Source organism: Sorangium sp. So ce131 (assembly GCF_051519095.1).
Taxonomy (GTDB): domain Bacteria; phylum Myxococcota_A; class Polyangia; order Polyangiales; family Polyangiaceae; genus Sorangium.
The window spans coordinates 5,458,235-5,480,743 of record NZ_CP150455.1 but is presented as its reverse complement, the minus strand read 5'-3'; the positions used below and the strand labels follow the sequence as shown (position 1 = coordinate 5,480,743).

Sequence of the window (22,509 nt, the reverse complement as noted above, 5' to 3'; positions counted from 1 at the left end):
CAGGAAATGACCGCCGGGCCGCGGAGGCCCGGCGTCCCTCCCGGCCGAGGCGCTACGCCGTCACCTGGGCGAGTAGCCCGCGCGCGTGCTCCAGCACCGCCTCGTTGCCCGTGCGCAGCGCCCACTCCGCCGCGAGCGCCGGGAACACGGCCCAGCGCTCCGCGGCGTGGTCGGCGAGGCGCGGCCAGCTCCTGCCGCCGGCCCGCTCGAACCTGGGCAGGAACGACTCCAGCGCTCCCTTCCCGAAGCAGCCGCAGAACATGGCGAGATCCATCGAAGGATCGGTGACCATGGCCGTGGTCCAGTCGAGGATCCCCACCAGCTGGCCGTCCGGGGCGAGCAGCATGTGACCCGGGTGCAGATCCGCGTGCGCGAGCGCCACGTGCCGGGGCCACAGCGCGTCGTCGTCGAGCCACCGCTGCCAGCGCGCCCACACGGCGTCCGAGGGCGCGAGCACGCCCCGCGTCTCCTGCACGGACCGGCGGACGGCGTCCCGCTCCTCGGCGATGGTCTTCACCGGGACGCCCGCGCGGCCGGCCGCCTCCGGCGAGATCGCCTGAAGCGCGGCCAGCGCGCGCGCGAAGGAGTCGAGGAACACCTCCGACGGCGCGCTCGGATCGACGATGTTCCACGAGGGGGCGCCGGACCCGCCGAGCGTGACGGCGGGCGTGCCGTCGAGCCGCGGATACGCGATCACGTCGGGCGCGTAGACCCGCCAGTGGGGCACCGCGACCGGCAGCCGAGGGCGGATGAGCTCGAGCACGCGCGCCTCGACGCGGGCCGACTCGACCACGTCGGGGCGGCGCGGCGTGCGCACGATCCACGGCACCCCCTCGTCGTCGCGGGCGTGGACGACGAGGAAGTCGAGGCCGCTCCGATCGAAGTCGGCGTGATCCGTCGTGAGCCGGAGCCCCTCGCGGCGCGCCGCCTCGAGGAGGTCAGCGACCGCTCCGTCGGCGCGTGTCTCTGCGAGGACGGGATGGGATAAACCTGAACGCTCAGTGTCCATGGACATAAATGCGGTCTCCTTCGCTCGGGGCCGTGCGGGCCTGGTCGAGCGCAAGGGAAGACCCGCTGCGCGATAGGCTCATGATCTCCGAGGCAACACCGGTCGCCGCGCGAAACGCGCGCGGATGCCCGTGTCGGCTCCAGCGCTCCTCGGGTGCATGGCACACCGCGCCCGGGCCTCCCCGTTCCAGGGAAAGCGGGCACGGATCGGCAGCAACGCGCACTCGTGGCGCTCGCCTCGCTCGAGGCGGGCGCCACGTCTCACGAGCGCATGCTGCCGGGCTCAGCGCAGCCGAATGAACGCTATCATTGCGTGTATCCTGGCATCGTTTCCGCCCGGGCGTCAAGCGGTCAGGCGCGACGTGATCGGCTCTCCGCAGCGCAGGGCAGCGCAGCCGTGTTGTCGGTGCGTGTGGTCGCGGCCGGACGCACGCGCGGTGTGGTGCTATTTTCGGGCGCGTGTACCAGCTTGCTGGAATCGCGGTCGCGATCGTCCATGGGCTCCTCGGCCTGGCCCTGTGGCGGCGGCTCCGAGCGGCGTTCCCGCGACACGGCACCTGGGTGAGCTGGTTAGGCGCCGCAGGGTTCCTGCTGCTCGCCCACCCGGCGCTGTTCATGGCCGTCGCGGGCTGGTCGGGGTTGCGGGCGCTTCAGCGCCACGTCCCTGAGCCGCTCTCCATGGCCGCGATGGGCCTCCAGGTCGCCCTGCTCCTGGTCGCGCTGCCCCTCGGCATCGCCGCCGCCGTGCGCGCGGCCCTCCGGGCGCTCCGCCGGGTCCGAGCGGGCACGGACGTGCAGGCCGCCTCGGTCCACCCGGACGCCGCCCCGGTCCACCCGGACGCCGCCTCGGTCCACCCGGAGGCCGCAGCCCAGCCGGAGGCCGTCGACGAGCGGCGCCGGCGGGTGGTCGCCGCGGCGACATGGGCGCTCCCCGCGGCCGCGGTCGCCGTGTCGATGGGCGGCGTGTTCGCCTCGAGGCAACGGCCGGTCGTCACGCGGATCGCGCTGCCCGTCCGGCGCGAGCTGACAGGCCTGCACGGCCTCACCATCGCGCAGCTCAGCGACGTGCACGTCGGCAACTTCATGGACGCGGAGCGGCTCGACGAGCTCCGCGACGCGATGAACGCGCTCGGCGCGGATCTCCACGTCGTCACCGGCGATCTGCTCGATCACCACGTCTCGCAGCTCGAGCTGTCCACCCGCCTCCTCCGCGGCCTGCGCCCCGCCAAGGGAGAGACGTTCTTCTGCATGGGCAACCACGAGTACATCGCGGCGCGATCGGCGGACCCCGCCACCATTGTAAAGGGCCTTGAAGAAGCGGGCGCCCAGGTGCTGATCGACGAGGCGCGGGAGGTCCGGCTCGGCGGCGATCGCCTGTGGATGGGCGCCATCGACTACCCGAGCCGCGGGCGCAGCGGAGAGGCCGCCCGCCGCCCGCTGCGCGACGGCCTCACGCGCGCGCTCGGCCAGATGCGCGACGACGGCGCGCCGCGCGTCCTGCTCAGCCACCACCCGGGCACCTTCGTCCAGGCGCGCGACCTGCCGCTGCCGTTCGACCTGATGCTCTCCGGCCACACCCACGGCGGGCAGATCTCCCTCGGGAGGGTCGGCGAGTACGAGCTCACGCCACTGCTCCCCGCCGCGCACTACCACAAAGGTCTTTACGAACACCGCGGCCGGCGCCTTTACGTCAACGCGGGCGCCGGCGGCTGGCTGCCGGTGCGCATCAACTGCCCGCCGGAGATCACGCTCATCGAGCTCGTCCCCGCCTGACGCGGGCGATCCGGTGCGGCCGCGCGCATACAGAAAGAGCGAGAGAGAGGACGAGCGCCCTGGCGCTCCTGCGGAAAGTTGCTCCGGATCAGGAGAAAAAACGCCAAGGACGCCAAGGCGCCAAGGGCGCCAAGACATGAGAGAGATGGGAAGAGAACATGCTGGGACGGCCCTTCCCTCGCTCCTTGGCGTCCTTGGCGCCTTGGCGTCCTTGGCGTTTTTCTGCTGATTCGCGGCGACTCCCCGCTGCCGTGTTACCCGGCGAACCGCGCGAGATACGCCCTGAGCGCCGCCGCGTCGAGCCCCGCGCCCAGCGCGAACATCAGCGCGAGCCTCGCCTTCGGCCCCGAGAGCGCGCCCGCGGCGATCACCCCGAGATCGCGCAGCCGCCGGCCGCCGCCGGGCGCGCCGTAGGTCGGCGTCACCCGACCGCCGGGGCAACGCGAGCTCAACACCACCGGGATCCCGGCCTGCACGAGGTCGCCGATCGCGCCCTCCCAGCTCCCGCAGACGTTCCCCGCGCCCGAGCCCTCGATCACCACCCCGTCCGCCCTGGCGTCGAGCAGCGCGCGCAGGAGTAGGTCGTCCATCCCGGCGGCCATCTTCACGAGGTAGACGCGCGGCGCGGGCGGGGCGAGCGGCAGCGGCGGCGTCCTCGCGGGCCGCGCGTGGAAGCGTACGCCCTCGCCGTCGATCGCGCCGAGCGGCCCCGCGCCCGGCGACGCGAACGTGCCGAGCGCCGTCGTGTGGGTCTTCATGACGTACCGGGCGGCGTGGATCTCGTCGTTCATCACCGCGAGCACGCCGAGGCCGCGCGCCGCCGGGTCGACCGCGACCCTCGCCGCGGAGACGAGGTTGCGCGGGCCGTCGCCGCCGGCCGTGCTCGCGTCCCGCATCGCCCCGGTGAGCACCACCGGGGTGTCCCCGTCGAGCAGCAGATCCAGCGCGAACGCCGTCTCCTCCAGGGTGTCCGTGCCGTGCGTCACCACGACGCCCGCGACCTCGGGGCTCGCCTGCAGATCGCGCACGGCGCGCGCGAGCGACGCGACCCTCTCGGGGCCGAGGTTCCAGCTGCTCTCCAGGCAGAACTCGGTGACCGCGAGCTCGGCGATCTTGCCGAGCGCGGGCACCTCGGCGACGAGCTCCTCGGCGCGGACGGCCGGCACGGCCGCGCCCGTCCGCGGGTCGACGCGGCTCGCGATGGTGCCGCCGGTGGTGACGAGGTGCAGGCGAGGCATGGCGTGGCTCCGGGCTAGGCTGCTACACGAGCATCTTCCGGGCGCCCTGGATCAGCGCCTCGGCGTTCGTCTCCGTGTTCACGGGCTCCGGCACCGCGAGCCCCCGCTGCACCGCGGGGCGCGCCGCGATGGCCGCGATCCACCGCTCCAGGTTCGGGAGGCCCTCGGGGCTCACGCCGGACCAGCCGTGGGTGTGCACCCAGCTCCAGTTGGCGATGTCGGCGATCGAGTACTCGCCCGCCAGGTACTCGCCGTCCCGCAGCTGCCGCTCGAGCACCTCGAAGAGCCGGCGGACCTCCCGCTGGTACCGGTCGATGGCGAACGGGATCTTCTCCGGCGCGTACCGGTAGAAGACGTTGGCCTGCCCCATCATCGGCCCCACGCCGCCCATCTGGAACATGAGCCACTGCACGACCCGCGAGCGGCCCTTGTCGTCCCCGGGGATCAACCTGCCCGTCTTCTCCGCCAGATAGAGGAGGATCGCGCCCGACTCGAAGACCACGAAATCGCCGTTGTCACGGTCGACGATGGTCGGGATGCGGCCGTTCGGGTTCAGCTTGAGATACCACTCCTCCTTCTGCTCCTGCTTCGAGAGGGTCAGCGGCCGCACGTTGTAAGGAAGCCCGAGCTCCTCCAGCGCGATGGATACCTTCCAGCCGTTCGGGGTCGCGGCAGTGTAGAGCTCGATCATCGTCTCCTCGTCTCCGGTAGAGCGTGGGTCTCGGTGGGCGGCGGCGCCTCACCGCCAGTGCGCGAGCGGGAGCCCCGCGACGGGCGAACGGAACGTGATGAGCCGCGACATCGCCAGCGAGCCCATGTACACGGTGCGAAGGTCGGGGCCGCCGAAGGTGATGCTCGTGGGGAGCTGGAGGGTGCTCCCCGCGCACGCGCCGAGATCGCTCGGCTCGATGGTGCCGTCCTTGAGCTTGCGGCTCATCACCTCGAGGATCTCGGGGCGCGGATCCTCGAACACGAACTGGTGGCTCCCGTCGGGGAAGATCACCGCGAGGCTGTTGCGGCAGACGACGGCGGCCCAGAGGTTGCCGTCGGCGTCGAAGGCGATTCCATCGATGAAACCGCCGACGCCGAGGCTCTCGGGGCCGAAGGGCTCGCGATCGCCCAGGCTGCCGTCCGGGCGCACGGGGAAGCGGATGAGGCGGCCGGGGACGGTCTCGACGGCGTAGAGGAACCGCCCGGCGGGGTCGAGGCGCACCTCGTTCGTCATGCTGATGTTGTCGGCCACGATGCGGGGGCCCTTGTCGTCGATGAGGAGGATGTACCCGTCGACGACGTTGCCGACGACCGCGTCCCACCACGACGGGACGTGCCGCGTCAGGACGGAGATGTAGAGGCGATCCCGCGAGTCGATGAAGCAGAAGTTCACGGCGCCGAGGGGCTTGCCCTCGATCGAGTCGAGCAGGACCTCGGACCGGCCGTCGCGGTAGAGCTTGTAGACCTTGCCGCCGGACATCGTGGCGACGATGAGGTTGCCCTGCCGGTCCATCGCCATGCCGTTCGGCTCGCCGACCTCGGGGCCGAGGAGCTCCTGCGCGCCGCCGGGGCCGATGCGCGTCGCGATGCCGCGCGCGTCCGAGGCCCAGAGCGTCCCGTCGCGCTCGGCGACCACACACTCCGGCCGGACGAGGCCCTGACCGACAAACTCGATCTGCGACAGCTCGAGGGTGAAGCCCTTGACGGATGACATCGATCGAATGACCTCCTCGCCCGGTGCGGCGCGGCGCCGCCTCGTGGCCCCCGGGGCGCGCGCGAGCATAACACCCGGGTCTACCGCGACACGAACAAAGCGGCGCCGCGCAATCGCTGCAGGATCGTCGCGGAGGCGTCGCCGCCGGAGTAACCTGGGCCGACCCATGACAGAGCTTCCCCGAGCGCCGGCCGCCCCTCGAGCGCCGCGTTCCCCTGGTCCTCGTCTACTACTGGGCCTTGCCCGGTCTGCCTGGTCTGCCCGGTCCGCCCGGCGTTGCGGCGCGCGCGCGGCCGCGCCGCTCGCGCTCGCGATCACGCTGGCCGCCCGCGCCGGCGCGGCCGCCGAGCCGGCGCCGTCCACCAAGGAGAGAGACCGCCTCCTCTACAATGTGCCGCTCGATGTGGCGATCACCGTCGCGACGGGGACGGTGTGGCTCGGGACGCAGCTCCGGCAGGACGTGCTCACCGCCAAGCAGTGCCGCTGGTGCGATCGGGACGAGGACGGCGCCGACACGCTGAACGGCCTCGACCGGGCCATGCGCTCGCTCCGGTGGTCGAACGCCGGGTACGCCGACGACGCGAGCAACGCCCTCGGCTACGTGATCGCCCCGCTCGTGTCCCTGCAGCTCGCCGCGATCCCGGCGGGGCTCGACGGCCGGATCGAGGAGGCGCCCATCAACGCCTTGCTCATGCTCGAGACCACCTTCGTGTCCTCGTCGCTCACCCAGATCGTCAAGTTCGCGGTCGGCCGCGAGCGGCCCTTCGTGCACTATCGCTCGGAGTCGGTGAGGAAGCCGAGCGACAACAACGTCTCGTTCTTCTCCGCGCACACGAACTTCGCCTTCGCCATGGCCGTGTCGAACGGCACGATCGCCACCCTGCGCGGCTACCGCCACGCGTCCTGGGTCTGGGCCGCCGGGCTCCCCCTCGCGGCCGGCATCGGCTACCTGCGGATCGCCGCCGACCGGCACTACTTCACCGACGTGCTCACGGGCGCCGTCGTGGGCACCCTGAGCGGCGTCGCGATCCCCCTCCTGTTCCACCGCCGCGCCGCGGCGCCGACCGGGCGCGCCGGGCTGTTGCCCGCGAGTGTCTCCGCCAGCGGGACGGGCGTCGCCGCGACCTGGCGCTGGTGATCCCGGCCGCGCGCTCCGCGGCGGGGCCCCCACCGTCCAGGAGCCAGCCGGAGGGCTCAATCGAGGAGGCCTGTCACCTCCGCACACTGGCGGTCCTCGACATCGGTGCAATTGGTGAGCGAGCCGGGGAGCCAGATGCAATAGCCCATGTCGCCCCGGGCGCAGCCATCGATGGTGTAGTCGTTGATGACGACGTCGCAGATCTGGTGGGCGAAGAGCGTCCATGGGATATGGTACGGCTCTCCCCGCACCGGATAGGGGCACGCATCGGGGTCCAGGCACTCGCGGTGGCGCGACTGCACGAGCGCGGTGCCGTCGCCCAGGAATACGGTAAGCCGCTCGGTCTCGGAGACCAGAGGACCGGTGTAATCCAGGTCTTGGACGGCGCCGGGCTGCCCTGCGAGGACGAGCTCGGCGGCGCAATTCAGGGCAGACTGCGGCTCCGTGTCGATGTGGCTATAGATTTTCTCGCAGGTGAGCGGCACATTGCAGGCGAAAAGATCGACGTGCTGCGGGACGCTCCCCTGGCCGTCTCCTGCGGCGCCGCCGCCGCCCTCTGCACCGGTCGGATCGGCTCCCCCCTCGCCGTCTCCTGCGGCGCCGCCGCCGCCCTCTTCACCGACCGGGTCGGCTCCGCCCGAGCTTTCGATGTGACATCCCACGGAGACGATACCGAGAGCGAGCAGGAGAAGCGGAAGCGTCTTGTGTTCGAGCATGCCAGGGTCCTTCGTTGGTCTGGAGCCTGCCCCGGCTGGCGGTCCGACCCGGCGGCGCCTCTCCGGCGCCGGCGAGGGGGCCTACCGGAACAGGCCGTTGGCACACTGCCTGGAGCAAGCAGCGCGCCGCGACGCGAGAGGCGACTTGCACCGTGAATTCGAGCGGGTGGGACCGGCACCTACCGCGAACGGGTTGTCGTTGCCTGACGGCCCACCTGGGCACACTTTGCGCCACAGTCGGGATGGCAGCGAGCGAGCGGCGCACCCGCTCCCTGGAGAGGCCAGCGGCGCGCCGGCCGCACACCCCATAGCAGCGACGCATTCCGCCGAGACATGTTGTTTTTTCACGACCTGACCGCTCCATGCTGACCCGAACTCTAAGCAACAAAGTCTGACAATTCTCGGACTCTTCTCGTAATGGGTTCAACGCCCAACTCCGCTGCTGCGCTCCCGCCCGGCCAACCGCTTTTTCGGCAGATCGGCGCCTGAACCCCCTTCTCGTCTTGCTCGGTTGTGCCATGAAGTAACGTGCCGATGCCTCTCGTGTTCCTGCCGGACGATCTCCGCTTCTTTCTGTGGGGCGACACAGACCAGGATCGTCTCGCGGCGCGGCCGCTCGGCGCGACCACCCCGGCCGAGGCGCTCGTCGTGACGGAGACCGGCCGCGCGGCGCGGAAGGCCGGAGAGGCCGCACCGCTCCTCGACGGGCTCTCCGCGCTGGCCAGCATGGCGCAGGGCGACCGCGAGCGCGCGCCGCCGTCCGTCGCCGCGTGGAGCCTCGCCAGCAAGCTCGCGCTCGACCTCGTGGTGCGCGAGCGGGTCGTGCCCCGGCTCGTGTACGCCGGCGGCGGCACCGAGGCCTGCTGGGTCGTGTCGCTGGCCGCCCCGGAGGACGCCGCCCGCGTCGCGGCGCTCGCCCGCGCGATGCCGGCGGCCGCACACGCGGTGCCCGTGGCGTCAGGGACCGACGGGGGCGCCGCCTCGACCGGCAAGACCAGCGACGGACGCGCCGCCTCGACCGGCAAGACCAGCGACGGACGCGCCCGGGCGCACCGCGCGCCGGAGGTCTGGTCCGCCGAGGCCCTGCTGCGCGCGTTCCTCGACGCCGTCGCCGACGCGCTCGCGCGCGGCAGCGCGACGAACCACCCGGGCCCGCCGCCGCGACCGGCGCGCGCGCCCTGGGAGCACCGGCTGCTGCTCGCCCTCACGGGCTGCCCGCGCACCTTCACCGCCGAGGGGCTCGCCGAGCGCGGCCTCGTCGCGGACCTCGACGCCTGGATCCGCCCCGCGCTCGGAGCCTGCGACGTGCTGCGCGCCTGCTTCCGGCTGGAGCGGCCGGAGGGCGACCGCGGCTTCGTGCTCCGCTTCCTGCTCCAGGCCTCCGACGATCCGAGCCTGCTCGTGCCCGCCGCCGACGTGTGGAAGGCCAGGGGGCGCCCGCTGAAGGCGCTCGGGCGCACGTTCTCCCCGGGCGCGCTCGGCGGCCCCGAGGAGGTGCTGCTCGGCGCGCTCGGCACCGCGACGAGGCTGTTCGCGCCGATCGGACGGGTGCTTGGCGAGGCCACACCCGAGCACGTGGAGCTCGCGCCCGCCGAGGCCTGGGCGTTCCTCGAGCAGGCCGCCCCGGCGCTGCGCGAGGCCGGCTTCGGCGTGATCGTGCCGGGCGAGCTCTTCACCTCGGATCGGCGCCTCCTGCACATCCGCCAGCGCGTCGTCGACAGGGGCCACGCCACGGGCGGGGCGAGCGAGCACGACGACCGCGGGGAGCCGGAAGAACCGGAGCCGCACGAGCTGGAAGAGCCGGAGCCGCTCAACCCGGAGGGGCAGCCGCACGAGCAGGAGGAGCCGCACGAGCCGCTCAACGAACCGCAGGCGCCGCACGCGGCGCCCCCGCCCAGAGAGGACGCCACGAGGTGAGTCAGCATACATCCACAAGACCGTTCCGCCGCGTGCGTGGGCTGACGTCGCCGCCTCCGGCGCGCGGCATCCGGATGAAGCGGGCCGGCGCGACCTGGTGGGGCAGGCGCTGGATGGAGGCGCTGGAGCGGATGTCGCCGGACGACGCGGGCCGCCTCGCGCGCGGGCGCACCTACGCGCACGCCGGGCGGACACACGATCTCGAGGTGAAGCCGGGCCTGGTGACGGCGCACGTCACGGGGTCGCAGCCGAAGCCGTACAAGGTGATCCTCACGCTGGCGCGGCTCGACGACGCGACGTGGGCGAAGGCGATCGCCGCGATGGCCAGGCGGGCGAGGTTCGCGGCGGAGCTCGTCGCGGGGCGGATGCCGGAGGACATCGACGAGGCGTTCCGGAGCGCCGGGACGAGCCTGTTCCCGGAGCGGCCGGAGGACCTCACGACGGCCTGCTCGTGCCCCGACTGGACCAACCCGTGCAAACACGTCGCGGCGACGCACTACGTGCTCGGGGAGGCGCTCGACAAGGACCCCTTCCTGCTGTTCGAGCTCCGCGGGCGCACCCGGGAGCAGGTGCTCGGCGCGCTCCGCGCCGCGCGGGGCGGCGCCGCGCGCGGCCGGCGGGCGGGCCGCGGCGAGGGCGCGCCCTGCGCGGGCGACGCGCCGCCGATCGCGACGGTCACGCTCGGCAAGATGGCGGCGAGCGACTTCGACGCGTGGCGCGAGCCGCCGCCCGCGCTCGACGTGACGCTGGAGCCGCCCGCGGCGCACGCGGCGCTCCTGGCTCAGCTCGGCGCGCCCCCGGGCTGGAGCGAGGAGCGATCGCCGGCGGAGCTCTTCGGCCCGCTGATCCGGGCGGCGTCCGAGCGGGCGCGGGAGATCGCGATGGCGAAGGGGCGTCCCCGCGAGGCGACCTCCCGTCCCCTCATTTGACGCGAACGAACCCCTCGGCCTTCAGGAAAGCGTCGAACACCACGTCGCCGCCGCTGCTCGGCTGGACGAAGACATACAGGACGGGATAACGCTCGGGCACGAGCTTCTTCCAGTCGTCGTCGACGAGCTCCTCCGCGCATTGCTCCGCGCTGGCCAGGAAGATCAAGTTGTAGCCCTCGATGGCGCCCTCCGTGTACCTCGCCGACAAAAAGCCTTCGACAGCGGGATACAACGCGGCGCCCTGCTCGGCTTTGCCAGCCGAGGGCACATGGAGGTACTCCCTTGCAACGACGAGATCCGCGGCGCTCATCAGAGGACTCCAGGAAGTGAGATCTTGCGCGCGACGAGGTCGAGGATGATGTCCCGCGCCTTCCCGTCGCCCACCGGGATGATTTGATAGGCGATGAGCTCCGCGCCGGTACCCTTGAACACGATGACCGGCTCCTTCGACGATTCCCCCGTGGGCACGTTCTGGTAGTCGATGTCCTCGCCGATGATATACGGAACCGTGTGCCAGACCAGCTGGACTCGCTCCGCTTTGGTCAGGACGATCTTGCCCCTGCGGTTCGTCTGGCCCTCCCTCACGGAGCCCTGCTGGCCGGGCTTCACGTTCTCCCCCAGCGTCTGGCGCAGCGCCAGGACGCGGAGGACCAGGTTCTGATGCTCCGTGACCAGGCTCTGCAGCCGCTCGACCAGCGAGTTCTTGGCGCTGCCGCTGATCCACGTCTCCGCGATCGTGATGTCCAGCGCCTTTCCCGGGTGCTGGGCCACGAGCGCGCGGATCCGCTGGACCAGGAGCTCGATGTGCTCGCCGCGCCGCATGTTCTCATCCGCCATCGGCGGCGGCTTCGGGATGCCCTCTGACCGCCTCCCGCCGGTGGCCAGCTGCTCGGCCACGAGCGCCCCGCCGCGCTCCAGCCCGAGCACCGGGATGTCGCCCGTCGTCGCCACGTTCAGCGTCAATCTCTCGATGGCCAGCGCCTGGGCCTCGACCCACTCGGCCCTCAGCACCCCGTGCAGGTTCTCCCACTGCTTCTGCGGCTGGTCCCTGTCCCGGGTGTGTCTGACCGCGGTCTTCTCCTCGTCCTCGGTGCTCCCGGACTCCGGCGCCGTGATCTTCGCCAGCCCCGTCAGGGACTGACGCAGCGCTGCGGCGTCTGCCCTCGACAGGACGCTCGACGCGTTGTTCCTGCGCAGGAGCCGGACGATCCGGTAGAGCGCGCTGCCGCTCGCGACCGTCTCGCTCGCCGGCACCGCGTTGAGGTCGACGGCCCCGATGGGGTTGACCTGGCCCGAGACCCACCAGCGGCCGTTCCTGACCTCCGGCTCGAGGGAGGAGAACCCGTACCTTACCTTGATGGCGGCGAGCAAAGGGACGAGCGCGACCCGACCGATCCGGTTGCTGGGCAGCCGTCGCACGGCCGCGACGGCGGCCTGGAGCCCCAGCCGCAGCCGCTCGTTCGGGTCCTGCGGCACCCCCGCCTGCGCGACGAACCGCCCGAGCCGCCGCGCCTGCGCGACGATCCAGTCCACCACCCGGTCGAGCGCCCGGTCGATCGGCTGCCGCACGCGGTTCACGACGCCCGTCACCGCGTCGCTCACCCGCCCGAGCCGCGCGATCCTCGCGAGGAAGCTGATCACCAGCGTGAGCAGGCCGGCCATGGTCTGCTCGACGCGGTTCGCCGCGGCCGCGATCGCGCCGCCCGCGATCGCCGAGATCGAGTCGATGAAGGCGGCCGCCACCTGCGCGATCTGGCGCAGCCGCTCCACGAAGAACATCACCGTGTTGTAGATCGCGAAGATCGCCTGGATGAACGCGCCCGCGGGGTTCAGGCTCGTCACGAGCTGCGTTATCGCCGCCTGCACCACGCGATCGCGCACGAAGGTCATGATCTGCTCCATGACCATCTCGCGGAGGTTCGACAGGCCCTCCTGGATCCGCTCCCACGCGGCCGCCGGCCCCTGCGTGACCAGCGTGACCACGACGTCGAACGCGGCCTCCATCGCGCGCACGGTCGGCTCGCCGACCGCGCGCACGAGCTTCTGGCGGACGTTCTGCCAGGTCAGCCCGAGCACGCTGAGCACGAACTTGATGATCTCGCGCAGCGTGAACGCCTGCGGGACGTAGATGCCCGCGCCGCTCATCGCGCCCGTGAGCCAGCCGATCAGCGAGGCGCGCAGGTGCGTCAGGAAGCGGCCGGCGAACTGCCGGAGCCCGAGCAGGCCGGCGCGCACGAGGTTGCCCACGAAGCCGATCGGGTTGCGCAGGATCGCCCGGAACGCGGCCGCGGCCCGGCGCAGGTAGACCATCACGCCCGGAGCGACGACCGAGAAGATGATCTCGAGCAAGTCCCAGATCGTCTCGCCCGCCCAGCTGATGAACCGCCCGAGGAAGCCCCCGAAGACCCGCCCCACCTTGGCGAACGCCTGCGGCAGGAGCACGATGTCCTCGATCTCGAGCGCGCGGAGCGCCTGCACGAACAGGCCCGGGATCTCCCGGATGAAGCCCATCAGCGCGCCGAGCGCCCCCTGGAACCACGCCCACGCCCGCGCCACCGCGTTCGCGCGCTTCAGGTTGTTCCAGATCTCCTCCTGCCCGATCAGCTTCATGAAGCCGCCGATCAGCGTGTCGGCGTTGCGCGGGACGGGGTCGCCCGTGATCGGATCCTGGCCCAGCACCGCCTTGAGCAGGTCGTAGCCCCGGGTGCCCTCCGCGAGCCGCGCCAGCGGCCGCAGGATCGCCTCCTTGATGAAGCGGAGGATGCCCGTGACCAAGCCGCCGACGAAGCTGATGATCCGGTCGATCGGCTCGCTGAAGATCCGGACCGCGCGGCGCCACACGCCCCCGAGGTCGAAGATGTCGGTCCAGCTGAGCGAGTCGAGGAAGTCGGTGATCGCCTGCCGGATCGCGCTCCAGGTCAGGCCCAGAGACCGGATCTGCTGCTCGATCCAGGCGCCGACGCGGTCGAAGACGCCGTAGTTGTCGAGGGCGCGCGTGATGAGCCCGCCGCCGGGGATGAACTCGACCACGGCGCGCAGGATGTTGGCGGCGCTCCGCTCGACCCGGCTCATGTTGATCGGGTTCATGCCGAGCACGATCGTGAACATCCGGAAGCCGGGGATGTTGTTCGCCCGGTCGGCGAAGTAATCGAGCGCGTCGCTGATCCCGAGCCGCTGCACCCCGGAGGAGGACCGCTCGCTCACGGTCGCGTCCTCGCTCCGCTGGACCGCCGCGCCCTGCTGGATCGTGTGTGTGAGCTCGTGCGCGAGCAGCTCGCGGCCCTCGGCCGTCTCCGGCCGCCACCGATCCCGGCCGAAGAAGATGTGGTTGCCGGACGTGAACGCCTGCGCGCGGAGCTTCTGGCTCAGCCTCGCGGCGGCGTCGCCGGTGTGGACCCGCACCTGGCTGAAGTCGGCGCGGAAGCGCGGCTCCATGAAGCGGCGCACGGCCGGCGGCAGCGGCTGGCCCGAGCCCTTGGCGCTCGCGATCTCCGCGGCGACGCCGGGCGCGACGTGCGGCTCCCCTTCGCCCTTGCGGGCGACGTGCAGCTCCTTGCGGGCGACGTGCGGCTCCCCTTCGCCCTTGCGGGCGACGTGCAGCTCCTTGCGGGCGACGTGCGGCTCCCCTTCGCCCTTGCGGGCGACCTCGGCCCGCCCCTCGCCCTTCCGGGCGAGGGCGGGTGCGGCGCCGTGCTCCCGCATCAGGCGGGCCGCGTCCGCGAACCGCGCGATCCAGGGCGACTCCGGCCTCCGGGCGAGCGCCCCCTCCCCGCCCACCCGCGCCGGCTCGCCCGCCGCCGCGGCCGCCTCGGGCGACGGCATGCGCGCGATCTTCTTCGCCGTCGCGTCCGCCTCCCGCTCGGCGGGATCACGCGGCGACGAAACGCGCACGGCGCCCTGCAGCTGGACGCGGACCGCCGCCGCGCTCGCGATCGCGACAGGGTGCGCCGCCTTCGCCGCCTCCGGCGCCGGGGAGCGAGTCACCGTCTTGCGCTGCGCCGCTTCCACCGATCGATCCTCCCTCTCTCCCCCGCCCCGCGGATCCGCCTGGATCCGCGGCCGCTACGCCGCCCGCCCTTCCTTCAGGAGCTCCCGGCGGATCCCCTCCTCCACGTCGTCGAGCAGGATCGTCTCGCCGCCGCGCCGCAGCGCCATCAGCGAGGCGTACCGCACGACGTTCATGATCGTGCCGCCCGTGAGCTCGTACCGCTCCGCGACGCGGGCGAGGTCGAGGCGGTCCTCCAGCCGGGCCTTCTTCGAGAACGCCTCGCGCCAGAGGCGGAGGCGCTCGGGCTGCCGGGGCGCCGCGAACTGCACGACCGACTGGAACCGGCGCACGAAGGCGTCGTCGATGTTCGCCTTGAAGTTCGAGGCCAGGATGACCACGCCGTCGAACTCCTCGATCCGCTGCAGGAGAAAGCTGATCTCCTGGTTGGCGAAGCGATCGTGGGCGTCGTCGACCCGGGTGCGCTTGCCGAACAGCGCGTCGGCCTCGTCGAAGAAGAGGATCCAGCGCCGGTGCTCCGCCAGGTCGAAGATCCGGGCCAGGTTCTTCTCGGTCTCGCCGATGTACTTGGAGACGATCCTGCTGAGATCGATCTTGTAGACGTCGCAGCCGCAGTGCTTGCCGAGCAGGCAGGCCGTCAGCGTCTTGCCGGTCCCGGGCGGCCCGTGGAAGAGGCAGGTGAAGCCAGGCCGCAGCTTGTGCCGCATCCCCCACGCCCCGAGGAGCACCTCGCCGTGCAGCACCCAGCTCTTGATCTCCTCGAGCTGCTCCAGCGTCGACGCCGGCAGCACGAGGTCGCCGAAGGAGAGCTCGGTCCGGATGAGGCGCGCGGGGAACTCGCTGCTGAACGCCGGCCGCGGCGCGGCGCCGGTCGTGAAGCGGTGGAGGTGCTCGGGCGCGATCGCGAGCGCGCGGCCGAGCAGGGGCTCCGCGCCGCCCGCGCCGCCCGCGCCGTCCACGGACGGCTGGAGGTGCAGCACGCCGTGGCGGGCGAGGAGCTGATCGCCGTCGAACAGGCGCATCACCTCGAAGCGCGCGTCGAGATCGTCGCCCGCGAGGAGGAACGCGGCCGTCTCGCCGGTCGGCACGAACCCGCCGTGCGCGGCGGACTGGACCCCGCCGAGCTCGGTGAAGCCCCGCTGCGTGGCCTCGTTCCGGATCCACAGGACATCGAGCAGCTGCGGGCGGACGTGCGGGACCAGCGCGAGCACGAGGATCAGCCGGATGGCGGGCTGGACGTCGTGCTCCCGGAGGAACTCGGCCCAGGGCGAGCGGCTGTCCGCGAGGTGCGGCGGCGGCGGGAGCTCGAGGCCGCCCGGGCGCGGCGCCTCCCTGCCGAAGTAGGACTTCAGCCGGGCGTCGAGGACCCGCGCAAGCCAGTCGAGCTCGCGCTCGAGATCGCGCGCGTTCTCCCTCAGCACGCCGGCCACTCCGCGTAGAGGGGCTTCTTCATCCAGGGCAGCTTCACCACGCCGATCCCCCAGGGCAGCTGCCCGAGCAGGACGTCGAACGGCGCCGGCTCCACCCGGAGCTGGGAGCCCTGCGCCTGCTCTACCAGGAGCCCGCGGCGCTCCAGGAACGACGCCCGCAGCCCCCGCACCGAGGTGCTCTTCAGCGCGCGCCAGTGACCGAGGACGGCCCGGAGCAGGCCGTCGGCCTCGTCGCGATCGCGCCCGGTGAGGAGCCCGGCGGCGACCGACAGGGGCGCCTCGGGGGGCGCGCCGAGGAGGACCTTGAGGAAGCCGAGCTCGAACTCGTGCGCCTCCTCCTCGCCCGTCGCCAGGAAGTACAGCAGCGCGGCGGCGCGCGGGAGCGCGCTCACCGGGAGCGCCGCCTCGTCGGGCCGGCGGAGGCCCGTGCCCTCGAAGAGGCGCGCGAGGAAGGGGTGCACGAGGAGCAGACCGGCGCAGATCGCCACGCGCCCGAACGGCTCGGCGGCCGGAGCGCGGGGCGCGGCGGGCGGGAGATCGGCCGGGAGCGGCGCGTCGGCCGGGCCTCGCGCGTCGCCGGAGGCGGCGTCGACGGGCCGCGGGCGCGCGGGCGGCCGTGCGGCGGGGGGCGCCGCCGCGGCGGGCGGCGCGACGGCGGGAGCCGCCGCGCGTTCCGGCGCGGGCCAGGCGGAGCCCTCGGCGAGCACGCGCTGGAAGAACCCGCGCGCCCCCTCGGGCAGCAGCGCGACGAGCTCCAGCGCGGGGCGGCCGGCCCCGGCGCCGAAGGCGCCGGCGAGGGCCGTCGCGAGCGCGCGGGCCGTCGTGGGCCCCGGCGCGGCGCGGCCCGCCGCCAGCGCGGCGGCCGCGAGCTGCAGCCGCGCGGCCCGGGTCATCGCGGCGCCGCTCCCGGACGGCGCCGCGCCGCCGGACGGCGCCGCGCTCCCGGACGGCGCCGCGCCGCCGGAGAACGCCGCGACCGCGTCGCCCAGCGCGTCGCGGTGCGCCGCGGGGAGCGCCGCCGCGGCGGCCCTGGCGAGCGCCGCCCAGTCGGCCTCGTCGACGAGCTGCAAGAGGCGCCTCACGGCCGCCGCCTGCGCCTCGTCCACGCCCGCGCCGGGCACCCCCGCGCCGAGCGCCGCCGCCGCCTCGGCGACCGACGGCGGCCGCAGCAGCGCGAGGCTCGCGGCGCGATCGAGCCCCTCGACGAGCCAGGGCACGACGCCCGTCTCCAGGTAGTGCGCCAGCCACTCGAGGCGGCTCCGCTCGACCGGCGCGCGCCTCCACGCGGCCGGCGGCCGGCTCGCCTCGGGCTCGCCCTGGAGCAGCGCCCCGAGCCGCTCGTGGACCTCGCGCTGGAGGAGCTCCGGCAGCACGTCCGAGAGCGCCGCGACCGACGGGACACACACGCGGAGCTCGAGCCGGGCGACGTGCAGCACCTCGCCGCCCGGCGACAGCGCGTCGAAGGCCCGCGCCAGCGCCGGCTGGAGCTCCGCGTGCAGGCCGTCGCGCAGCCGCCTGCGGGCCTCGAGCGCCTCGGCCTGCGAGCGCGCGCGCATGCGCCAGCGCTGCCTGCGGATCCGGTGCGGGGCCGGCTGCTCGTTCATCCGGGCGCCCTCAGCTCCTGAACCGCTTCGAGAGGACGCCGAGCATCCTCTTCAGATCCTCGCTCGCGCTCTCGCTCAGGCGTTCCAGCTGGTCCACCGTCTTGGTGGTCACGTCGAAATCGACCAGCCGCGCGAGGGCGTCGGTGACGGCCATCATCGCCGTGAACCCGTCCGTCCCCTCCCGGACGCCGAGCCCGGAGCGCGCGACATAATCGACCGTGACCACGATCGCATCCGCCAGATCCGACTCGGCGACCGAGATCTGCTCGCCGAGCACCCTCCGCTCGGCGTCGGTCCGGGCAGGATTCACGAGCTGCCGGTCGAGGTGGCTCACCTCCGCGCCCCTCGCCTCGAGGGTCCGCAGGAGCTCGCCGAGGCGCTCGTCTTCCACGCTCCCGGAGCCGCCGCCCGACGCGCCGGGCCTGGTGGTGAGCGTGCTCATCAGGGTCGCGGTGTCCTTGAAGACCTCGAAATACCCCTTCTGCCCCAGATCGATCCGCTGCTGGACGAGCGGCGCGGTGTCGGCCCAGAACCGGTCGATCCCGGATCGGACCTGCCCTGTGATCGGCGGCGCGAGGGTGATCGCCCGGCTGAGGTCCGGCTTGATCGGCGTCCTCATCGGCGGCTCCGCCTCCTGCTCCTCCGGCTCGCAGCACAGGTAAGGCAACATGAAGTCGGCCACGACCATGCCCGACGCGTCGTGCGCGAGCACGAACGTCCCGCCGCGGACCACGCCCGCGGAGTGCTCCAGGCCCGGGTGTTGCCGGAGGAACGCGCCGAAGAGCAGGCGCTCGTCGGCCTTGTCCTCCTTGTCCCTGATGACGTCCTCCAGCCAGTCGATCCATTGCAGGTGGACGCTGCCGGCGAGCGAATCGAACGGCGTCACGAGCTCGGTCTTCGCGACGTCGCGGAGCTCGAGCTTGAAGCTCCCCGCGGCGGCCAGGGTCTGCATCACGTCCTGCCGCCACGTCGGATCGCTCGTATAGTCCGAGTACGCCTGCCGCAGCTTCCTGCTGGCGCTGGTCGCGCCGGCGCTCAGCACGTCGCTCTGGGTCGCGGCGGCCTGCTTCAGCGGGATCCCGGCGTCGCGGCCCACGATCCCGACCTCGTCGACGGCGACGTTGACCTGCTGCTTGAACCTGTTGCCGAACGCCGCCGCTTCCTCCAGCTGCTCGGCGAGGCCGCTGCGGACCATGCGGTGGAGCCGGTGCAGATCGGAGTACCTGGGCGAGGGCTTCTTGAACACCCGCCTCCGGTCGGACCCGAGCAGCACCGCGCGGACGACGAAGGGCAGGTTCTTGCTCTGGATCTCGCGCTCCAGCGACTCCACGGCGGCGTTCACGTTCGCGCCGAGGTGGCCCTCGATGCGGAAGAACGAGAACCGCCCGATCGCCGTGCCCAGCGGGTTCGCCGCGCCGCCCTGGGCGCCATAGAGGCCCGCGTTGTACGAGTAGTTGTGCGCGCTCATCCCGCGGAGGGCGAGCGCGTGGCTCCAGCGCTCGTGGATCGCGATCTCGCGTCTCGTGTCGTAATAATAAGGGATCGCCCGCTCTTCCAGGCGCCGGTCCTCGCCGAGGCTCGGGGTGATCCGGATCGGCAGATTCGAGCCCGTCGGCAGCGCGAAGCTCTCGATGAGCGCTGCCAGCTTCGCGGCGAGGAACCGGGCGTGGCCGAGCTGGCCCGTCGCGACGGCCGTGAACCGGGACGGGTAAAAGCCGGTCCGGTTCTCCTCGCTCCCGCCTGCGCCGGCCAGGTTTCCCAGCAAGAGGTGCTTCGGGAAGGCCGAGAGGTCGGGGCAACACACGCTGGTATCGCCGGACAGCGCCTCCCGGAACGCCTCGTAGGTCTCGACGACGTCCTTCAGGAAATCGTAATGGTACTGGATACCCGTGCCCGACGCGGCGAACGCGCCCTGGATCGCCGCCAGTGTGCTCGTCCATCGCGGCGCGGGATCCGACGGGAACAGGTCCGCGAGGAAGGCGCCGCACGCGGGGTAGATCTTCGGCAGCGCCCCCGCGAGCTTCGTGTGGACGGCGCCGCAGGCGGCCCGGTACACGTCCACGAGCGCGCCCGCGGACTCGACCCCGGCGAGCATCGGTCGGTCGGCCGCGAGCACGTCGAGGGCCCGCGCCGCGCTGTCCGGGGTGGCGATCCGCTCCTTGAGCAGCGCGGCCGCGGCCTTGTCGATGAGCAGGAGCCGCGCGTCGTGGAGCGCCGCGGCGCCGAGGTTGTCGCAATCGGTGCCGGAGCAGAGGTCTTGATCCTTGACGTGGCTCTCCATCAGCAGGACCGCGGCCATGTCCGACAGAGGGCGTCCGGCCTGCGCCGCGAGCTCGGCGAGCCCGGCGGCGCCCGGGTCGCCGGCGCCCTCGCGCACGAGCTCCCACGCGGCGAGGCGCGCCGTTCCGTCGTGGAACGGGGCGTACTCCGGCGCTCCCTCCCCGTACGGCTTGAACGCCGTGAACACGGCGTCGCCCGGCACGCGCAGCAGGTCGCCGTCGGTGGTCACGCCCGCGCCCTTCGTGAGCGTCACGCGGTCGCCCGCGAGCGAGACCCGGAGGCCGCAGGCGATCCCCACGCCGAGGAGATCGACCCGCGTGAGCCGCCCCTGGTCGTCCAGGTAGTCGGTCACGCCGTTGAGCTGTTCGGCCGTGAGCACCTGGTCCCGCTCGAAGACCGTGTGGCTCGTGGATATCTGGTCCAAGCTGATGGTCAGTTGCGCCATGTGGATCGCTCCCGCTGCCTACGATTGCCGCACCTTGCCCGGGCGCTCAGCCCTCTTCCGTCCCGACGCTGCCGAGCCTCGTCCGCGAGAGGATGAACTTCGGCCCCTCGTCGCCGGCGGCGCACGGCCTCAGCCGCTCGGTCGGATACACGTTCTTTGCCGCGTAAAGCGCCTCGATCAACACCTCGAGCCGCGCCGCCAGCTCCGCCGCGTCCGCCCCCGCGGCCCTCGCCTCGAGCCACGCGCGGTAGGCCACCTCCAGCGCGCGCATCCCATCGCGGTCCACCCAGCACACCTTGGGCAGGACATGCGCGGGCGTCTCCTGGCGGATGACCTCCTCCGCGAAGCGCCGGAACTCCATGTCGCGGAAGCGGCCTGCGTACGCCGGCAGCACGACGTGGATGCGGTAGGAGTACGGATCGTCGTCCGCGCAGCCCGCGCAGCGCACGTCGGCGCAGATGGGCAGGCGGGGCGACTGGAAGCCGGACGTCCGCAGGAGGAGGTTCTCGATGAGGAACATCCCCTCTTCCTCGACGCCCTCGGCGCCGAGATCCCGGCGCGACGCGTCCGGCATGCCGAGCAGCTTGGCGAGCCGCCGCTCCAGCCCCGAGACGTTGCCGGTGCCCCACACGTCCTCGGGCGCGGTGAGCGAGGCATTGCACGCGAGCCCGCGATCCGCGCTGATCTCTGGGTAGCTCCTCAGGAACTCGCACTTCGCGCGGAGGATGCTCTCGGGGCTCGCGCCGAGCGCCGAGGTCATCACCGCAGCGTACTCGTGGAAGCGCTCGGCGAAGCGCGCGATGAGGTGATCCAGGAACCGGCTGCGCCGGTCGAGCAGGACCGCCGGGTCCTCGATCTCCGCCTCGATCACCTGGACGATGTCCTCGACCCCGTAGATCCGCTGCCATTGTGCGAAGGAATCGACGGCCTGATAGAAGTACGTCCGGCGGAGGTCGGGATCGGTCGAGAACAGGTCCTTCACGCGCGCGAGCTGGGCGCAGTAGTTCGCCATGATCTGGTCGAAGAACAGCAGGTAGGCCTTGAGCTGCCGCGCCTGCGCGCGGCGCGCCGCACCGGCGGCGCTCGGCAGCCCCTCCTCGCTCAGCCCGTAGATCGCGGGGAAATGGTTCTGGAAGGAATGGTAACGCCCGGGGCGCCGATGCGCGCCGAGCGGGATCGGCAGATCGTCCTCGCGCGGCGTCTCCTGCTTGGCCCGGGCCGCGCTGGCCAGCGCCTCGTAACGGCCCGTCACCTCGCCAGGGGCCGCCGAGACGGGCACGCCGCGCTTGTACAGCACGAGCCGCGAGCGCGCGCGATCCAGCGCCGGCCGCCTGCCGTGCAGCACCGGCACACGCCACCGGTCCGGGAGCGGCGCCGTGGCGTCGGCAGGATTGATGACGATGTCGCGCACCGCCCTCACCCCCTCGATATCCATCACGAGGCTGATCACGTCCGACAGGCGGATCTCGGTCCGCAGCTCGGCCTGGGCGAGCTCCTCGTCGTCGATGAAGCCGTGGTCGAGCAGCGGACCGTCGAAGATCTCCTCCACGGTGAAGCGACTTCCGTCCGACCTTCGCCGCTCGAGCATCTCGCTGAGGCTGTAATTGTTCACCGGCGGCGCAAGATACTGATGGATCCGGAACAGCACCTCGGCGTGCACGGCCGCGACCGAGGCGTCCGGGGAGAGCTCCAGCTCGGCGCACACGAGGAAGCTCTGCTGTTCGATCGGGGCGATGCCGACGAAGTCCTCGGAGAGGTTCCGGTTCGCCTGGAGCCGCTGCGACACCGCCGCGAGCACGCCTGGCGCGTCCTCCGGCGCGACCTCGTCCATGAGCTCGACGAGGACGTGGTAGAGGCCGCGCACCTTCACCTCGCGCATGCCCGGGCTGTCCGGGGCCTCGGTCGATAACGCGCCGGCGACCGGATCGACGTAGAGTGTTTGCTCGGCGGGGTGGATCCAGGCGTTCTTCACCCCCGCGAGATCGATCAGCAGCTTCCGGTAATCGAGCAAGGTGAGCGGGCGGCCCGGGAGGATCTGCCGGGCGGTGAAGAACTGCTGCTTCATCACCTCGGCGTTCTCCGCCTCGCTCGCGAGCAGATCCTCGACGGGGAACGACGCCCTGTAGCCGAGATCGGTCAGCGCGTAACACAGGAGCTCGAGCGTGGTGATGCCCGGGTCATGGACGTTGTGGTCGGTCCAGATGCGGCGGGCCAGCCGGCGCACGTGCTCGAGCCCGAGCGCGTAGAGGTGCTGATGGTCGAGCTCGGGCTCGACGCGCGTCGCCTTCGGGAGGGTGAGCTGATGGAGCATGGCCTGCGT

At 72.4% G+C, this 22,509-nt stretch carries 15 protein-coding genes; 4 read left to right on the top strand and 11 right to left on the bottom strand.

Annotated features, from left to right (window positions below; translation table 11 throughout):
- Positions 1-52: 52 nt before the first annotated feature.
- Entirely contained in the window at positions 53-1,015 is a 963-nt protein-coding gene (locus WMF43_RS19790) for a macrolide 2'-phosphotransferase (RefSeq protein WP_437682294.1), read from the bottom strand.
- 452 nt (positions 1,016-1,467) lie between these two features.
- On the opposite strand from WMF43_RS19790, the gene WMF43_RS19785 reads away from it, so the two are divergent.
- Positions 1,468-2,781: a metallophosphoesterase gene (locus WMF43_RS19785; RefSeq protein WP_437682292.1), complete on the top strand. Its 1,314-nt coding sequence runs from the start codon at positions 1,468-1,470 to the stop codon at positions 2,779-2,781.
- Between the two features lie 254 nt (positions 2,782-3,035).
- Here the strand turns inward: WMF43_RS19785 and WMF43_RS19780 are convergent, their stop codons facing one another.
- From WMF43_RS19780 to WMF43_RS19770, 3 genes are read right to left on the bottom strand one after another with little or no spacing between them, the layout of a single operon-like run.
- A complete protein-coding gene (locus WMF43_RS19780; protein ID WP_437682290.1) occupies positions 3,036-4,019 on the bottom strand; it encodes an asparaginase in 984 nt (327 codons plus the stop codon).
- A 22-nt stretch (positions 4,020-4,041) separates the two neighbouring features.
- Positions 4,042-4,710 (bottom strand): glutathione S-transferase family protein, encoded by a 669-nt coding sequence (locus WMF43_RS19775; protein WP_437682288.1) that lies wholly within the window; start codon positions 4,708-4,710, stop codon positions 4,042-4,044.
- A 48-nt stretch (positions 4,711-4,758) separates the two neighbouring features.
- Positions 4,759-5,724 (bottom strand): SMP-30/gluconolactonase/LRE family protein, encoded by a 966-nt coding sequence (locus tag WMF43_RS19770; RefSeq protein ID WP_437682286.1) that lies wholly within the window; start codon positions 5,722-5,724, stop codon positions 4,759-4,761.
- A 166-nt stretch (positions 5,725-5,890) separates the two neighbouring features.
- On the opposite strand from WMF43_RS19770, the gene WMF43_RS19765 reads away from it, so the two are divergent.
- On the top strand, positions 5,891-6,862 hold the full coding sequence (locus WMF43_RS19765) for a phosphatase PAP2 family protein (RefSeq protein WP_437682284.1): 972 nt from the start codon (positions 5,891-5,893) through the stop codon (positions 6,860-6,862).
- Positions 6,863-6,918: 56 nt separating this feature from the next.
- Here the strand turns inward: WMF43_RS19765 and WMF43_RS19760 are convergent, their stop codons facing one another.
- Positions 6,919-7,578 (bottom strand): hypothetical protein, encoded by a 660-nt coding sequence (locus WMF43_RS19760; RefSeq protein WP_437682282.1) that lies wholly within the window; start codon positions 7,576-7,578, stop codon positions 6,919-6,921.
- A gap of 534 nt (positions 7,579-8,112) precedes the next feature.
- Between WMF43_RS19760 and WMF43_RS19755 the strand changes: the two genes are divergently transcribed.
- Positions 8,113-9,495 carry an SNF2 helicase-associated domain-containing protein gene (locus tag WMF43_RS19755; RefSeq protein WP_437684041.1) on the top strand — a complete coding sequence of 461 codons (1,383 nt, stop codon included), beginning with the start codon at positions 8,113-8,115 and terminating at the stop codon, positions 9,493-9,495.
- A 32-nt stretch (positions 9,496-9,527) separates the two neighbouring features.
- Positions 9,528-10,424, top strand: a complete 897-nt coding sequence (locus WMF43_RS19750) for an SWIM zinc finger family protein (protein ID WP_437682280.1) — start codon at positions 9,528-9,530, stop codon at positions 10,422-10,424.
- On the opposite strand, the gene WMF43_RS19745 is transcribed toward WMF43_RS19750, so the two are convergent.
- From WMF43_RS19745 to WMF43_RS19720, 6 genes are read right to left on the bottom strand one after another with little or no spacing between them, the layout of a single operon-like run.
- Positions 10,417-10,734 (bottom strand): hypothetical protein, encoded by a 318-nt coding sequence (locus tag WMF43_RS19745; RefSeq protein WP_437682278.1) that lies wholly within the window; start codon positions 10,732-10,734, stop codon positions 10,417-10,419. The genes WMF43_RS19750 and WMF43_RS19745 overlap by 8 nt on opposite strands.
- On the bottom strand, positions 10,734-14,432 hold the full coding sequence (locus WMF43_RS19740; RefSeq protein ID WP_437682276.1) for an eCIS core domain-containing protein: 3,699 nt from the start codon (positions 14,430-14,432) through the stop codon (positions 10,734-10,736). Before WMF43_RS19740 ends, WMF43_RS19745 begins: the two co-directional genes overlap by 1 nt.
- A 54-nt stretch (positions 14,433-14,486) precedes the next feature.
- On the bottom strand, positions 14,487-15,860 hold the full coding sequence (locus tag WMF43_RS19735) for an ATP-binding protein (protein ID WP_437682274.1): 1,374 nt from the start codon (positions 15,858-15,860) through the stop codon (positions 14,487-14,489).
- On the bottom strand, positions 15,845-17,464 hold the full coding sequence (locus tag WMF43_RS19730; RefSeq protein ID WP_437682272.1) for a contractile injection system tape measure protein: 1,620 nt from the start codon (positions 17,462-17,464) through the stop codon (positions 15,845-15,847). Before WMF43_RS19730 ends, WMF43_RS19735 begins: the two co-directional genes overlap by 16 nt.
- Positions 17,465-17,474: 10 nt before the next feature.
- Positions 17,475-20,189 carry a hypothetical protein gene (locus WMF43_RS19725; RefSeq protein ID WP_437682270.1) on the bottom strand — a complete coding sequence of 905 codons (2,715 nt, stop codon included), beginning with the start codon at positions 20,187-20,189 and terminating at the stop codon, positions 17,475-17,477.
- A gap of 46 nt (positions 20,190-20,235) precedes the next feature.
- Positions 20,236-22,500 (bottom strand): diguanylate cyclase, encoded by a 2,265-nt coding sequence (locus tag WMF43_RS19720; protein WP_437682268.1) that lies wholly within the window; start codon positions 22,498-22,500, stop codon positions 20,236-20,238.
- Between the last annotated feature and the right edge of the window lie 9 nt (positions 22,501-22,509).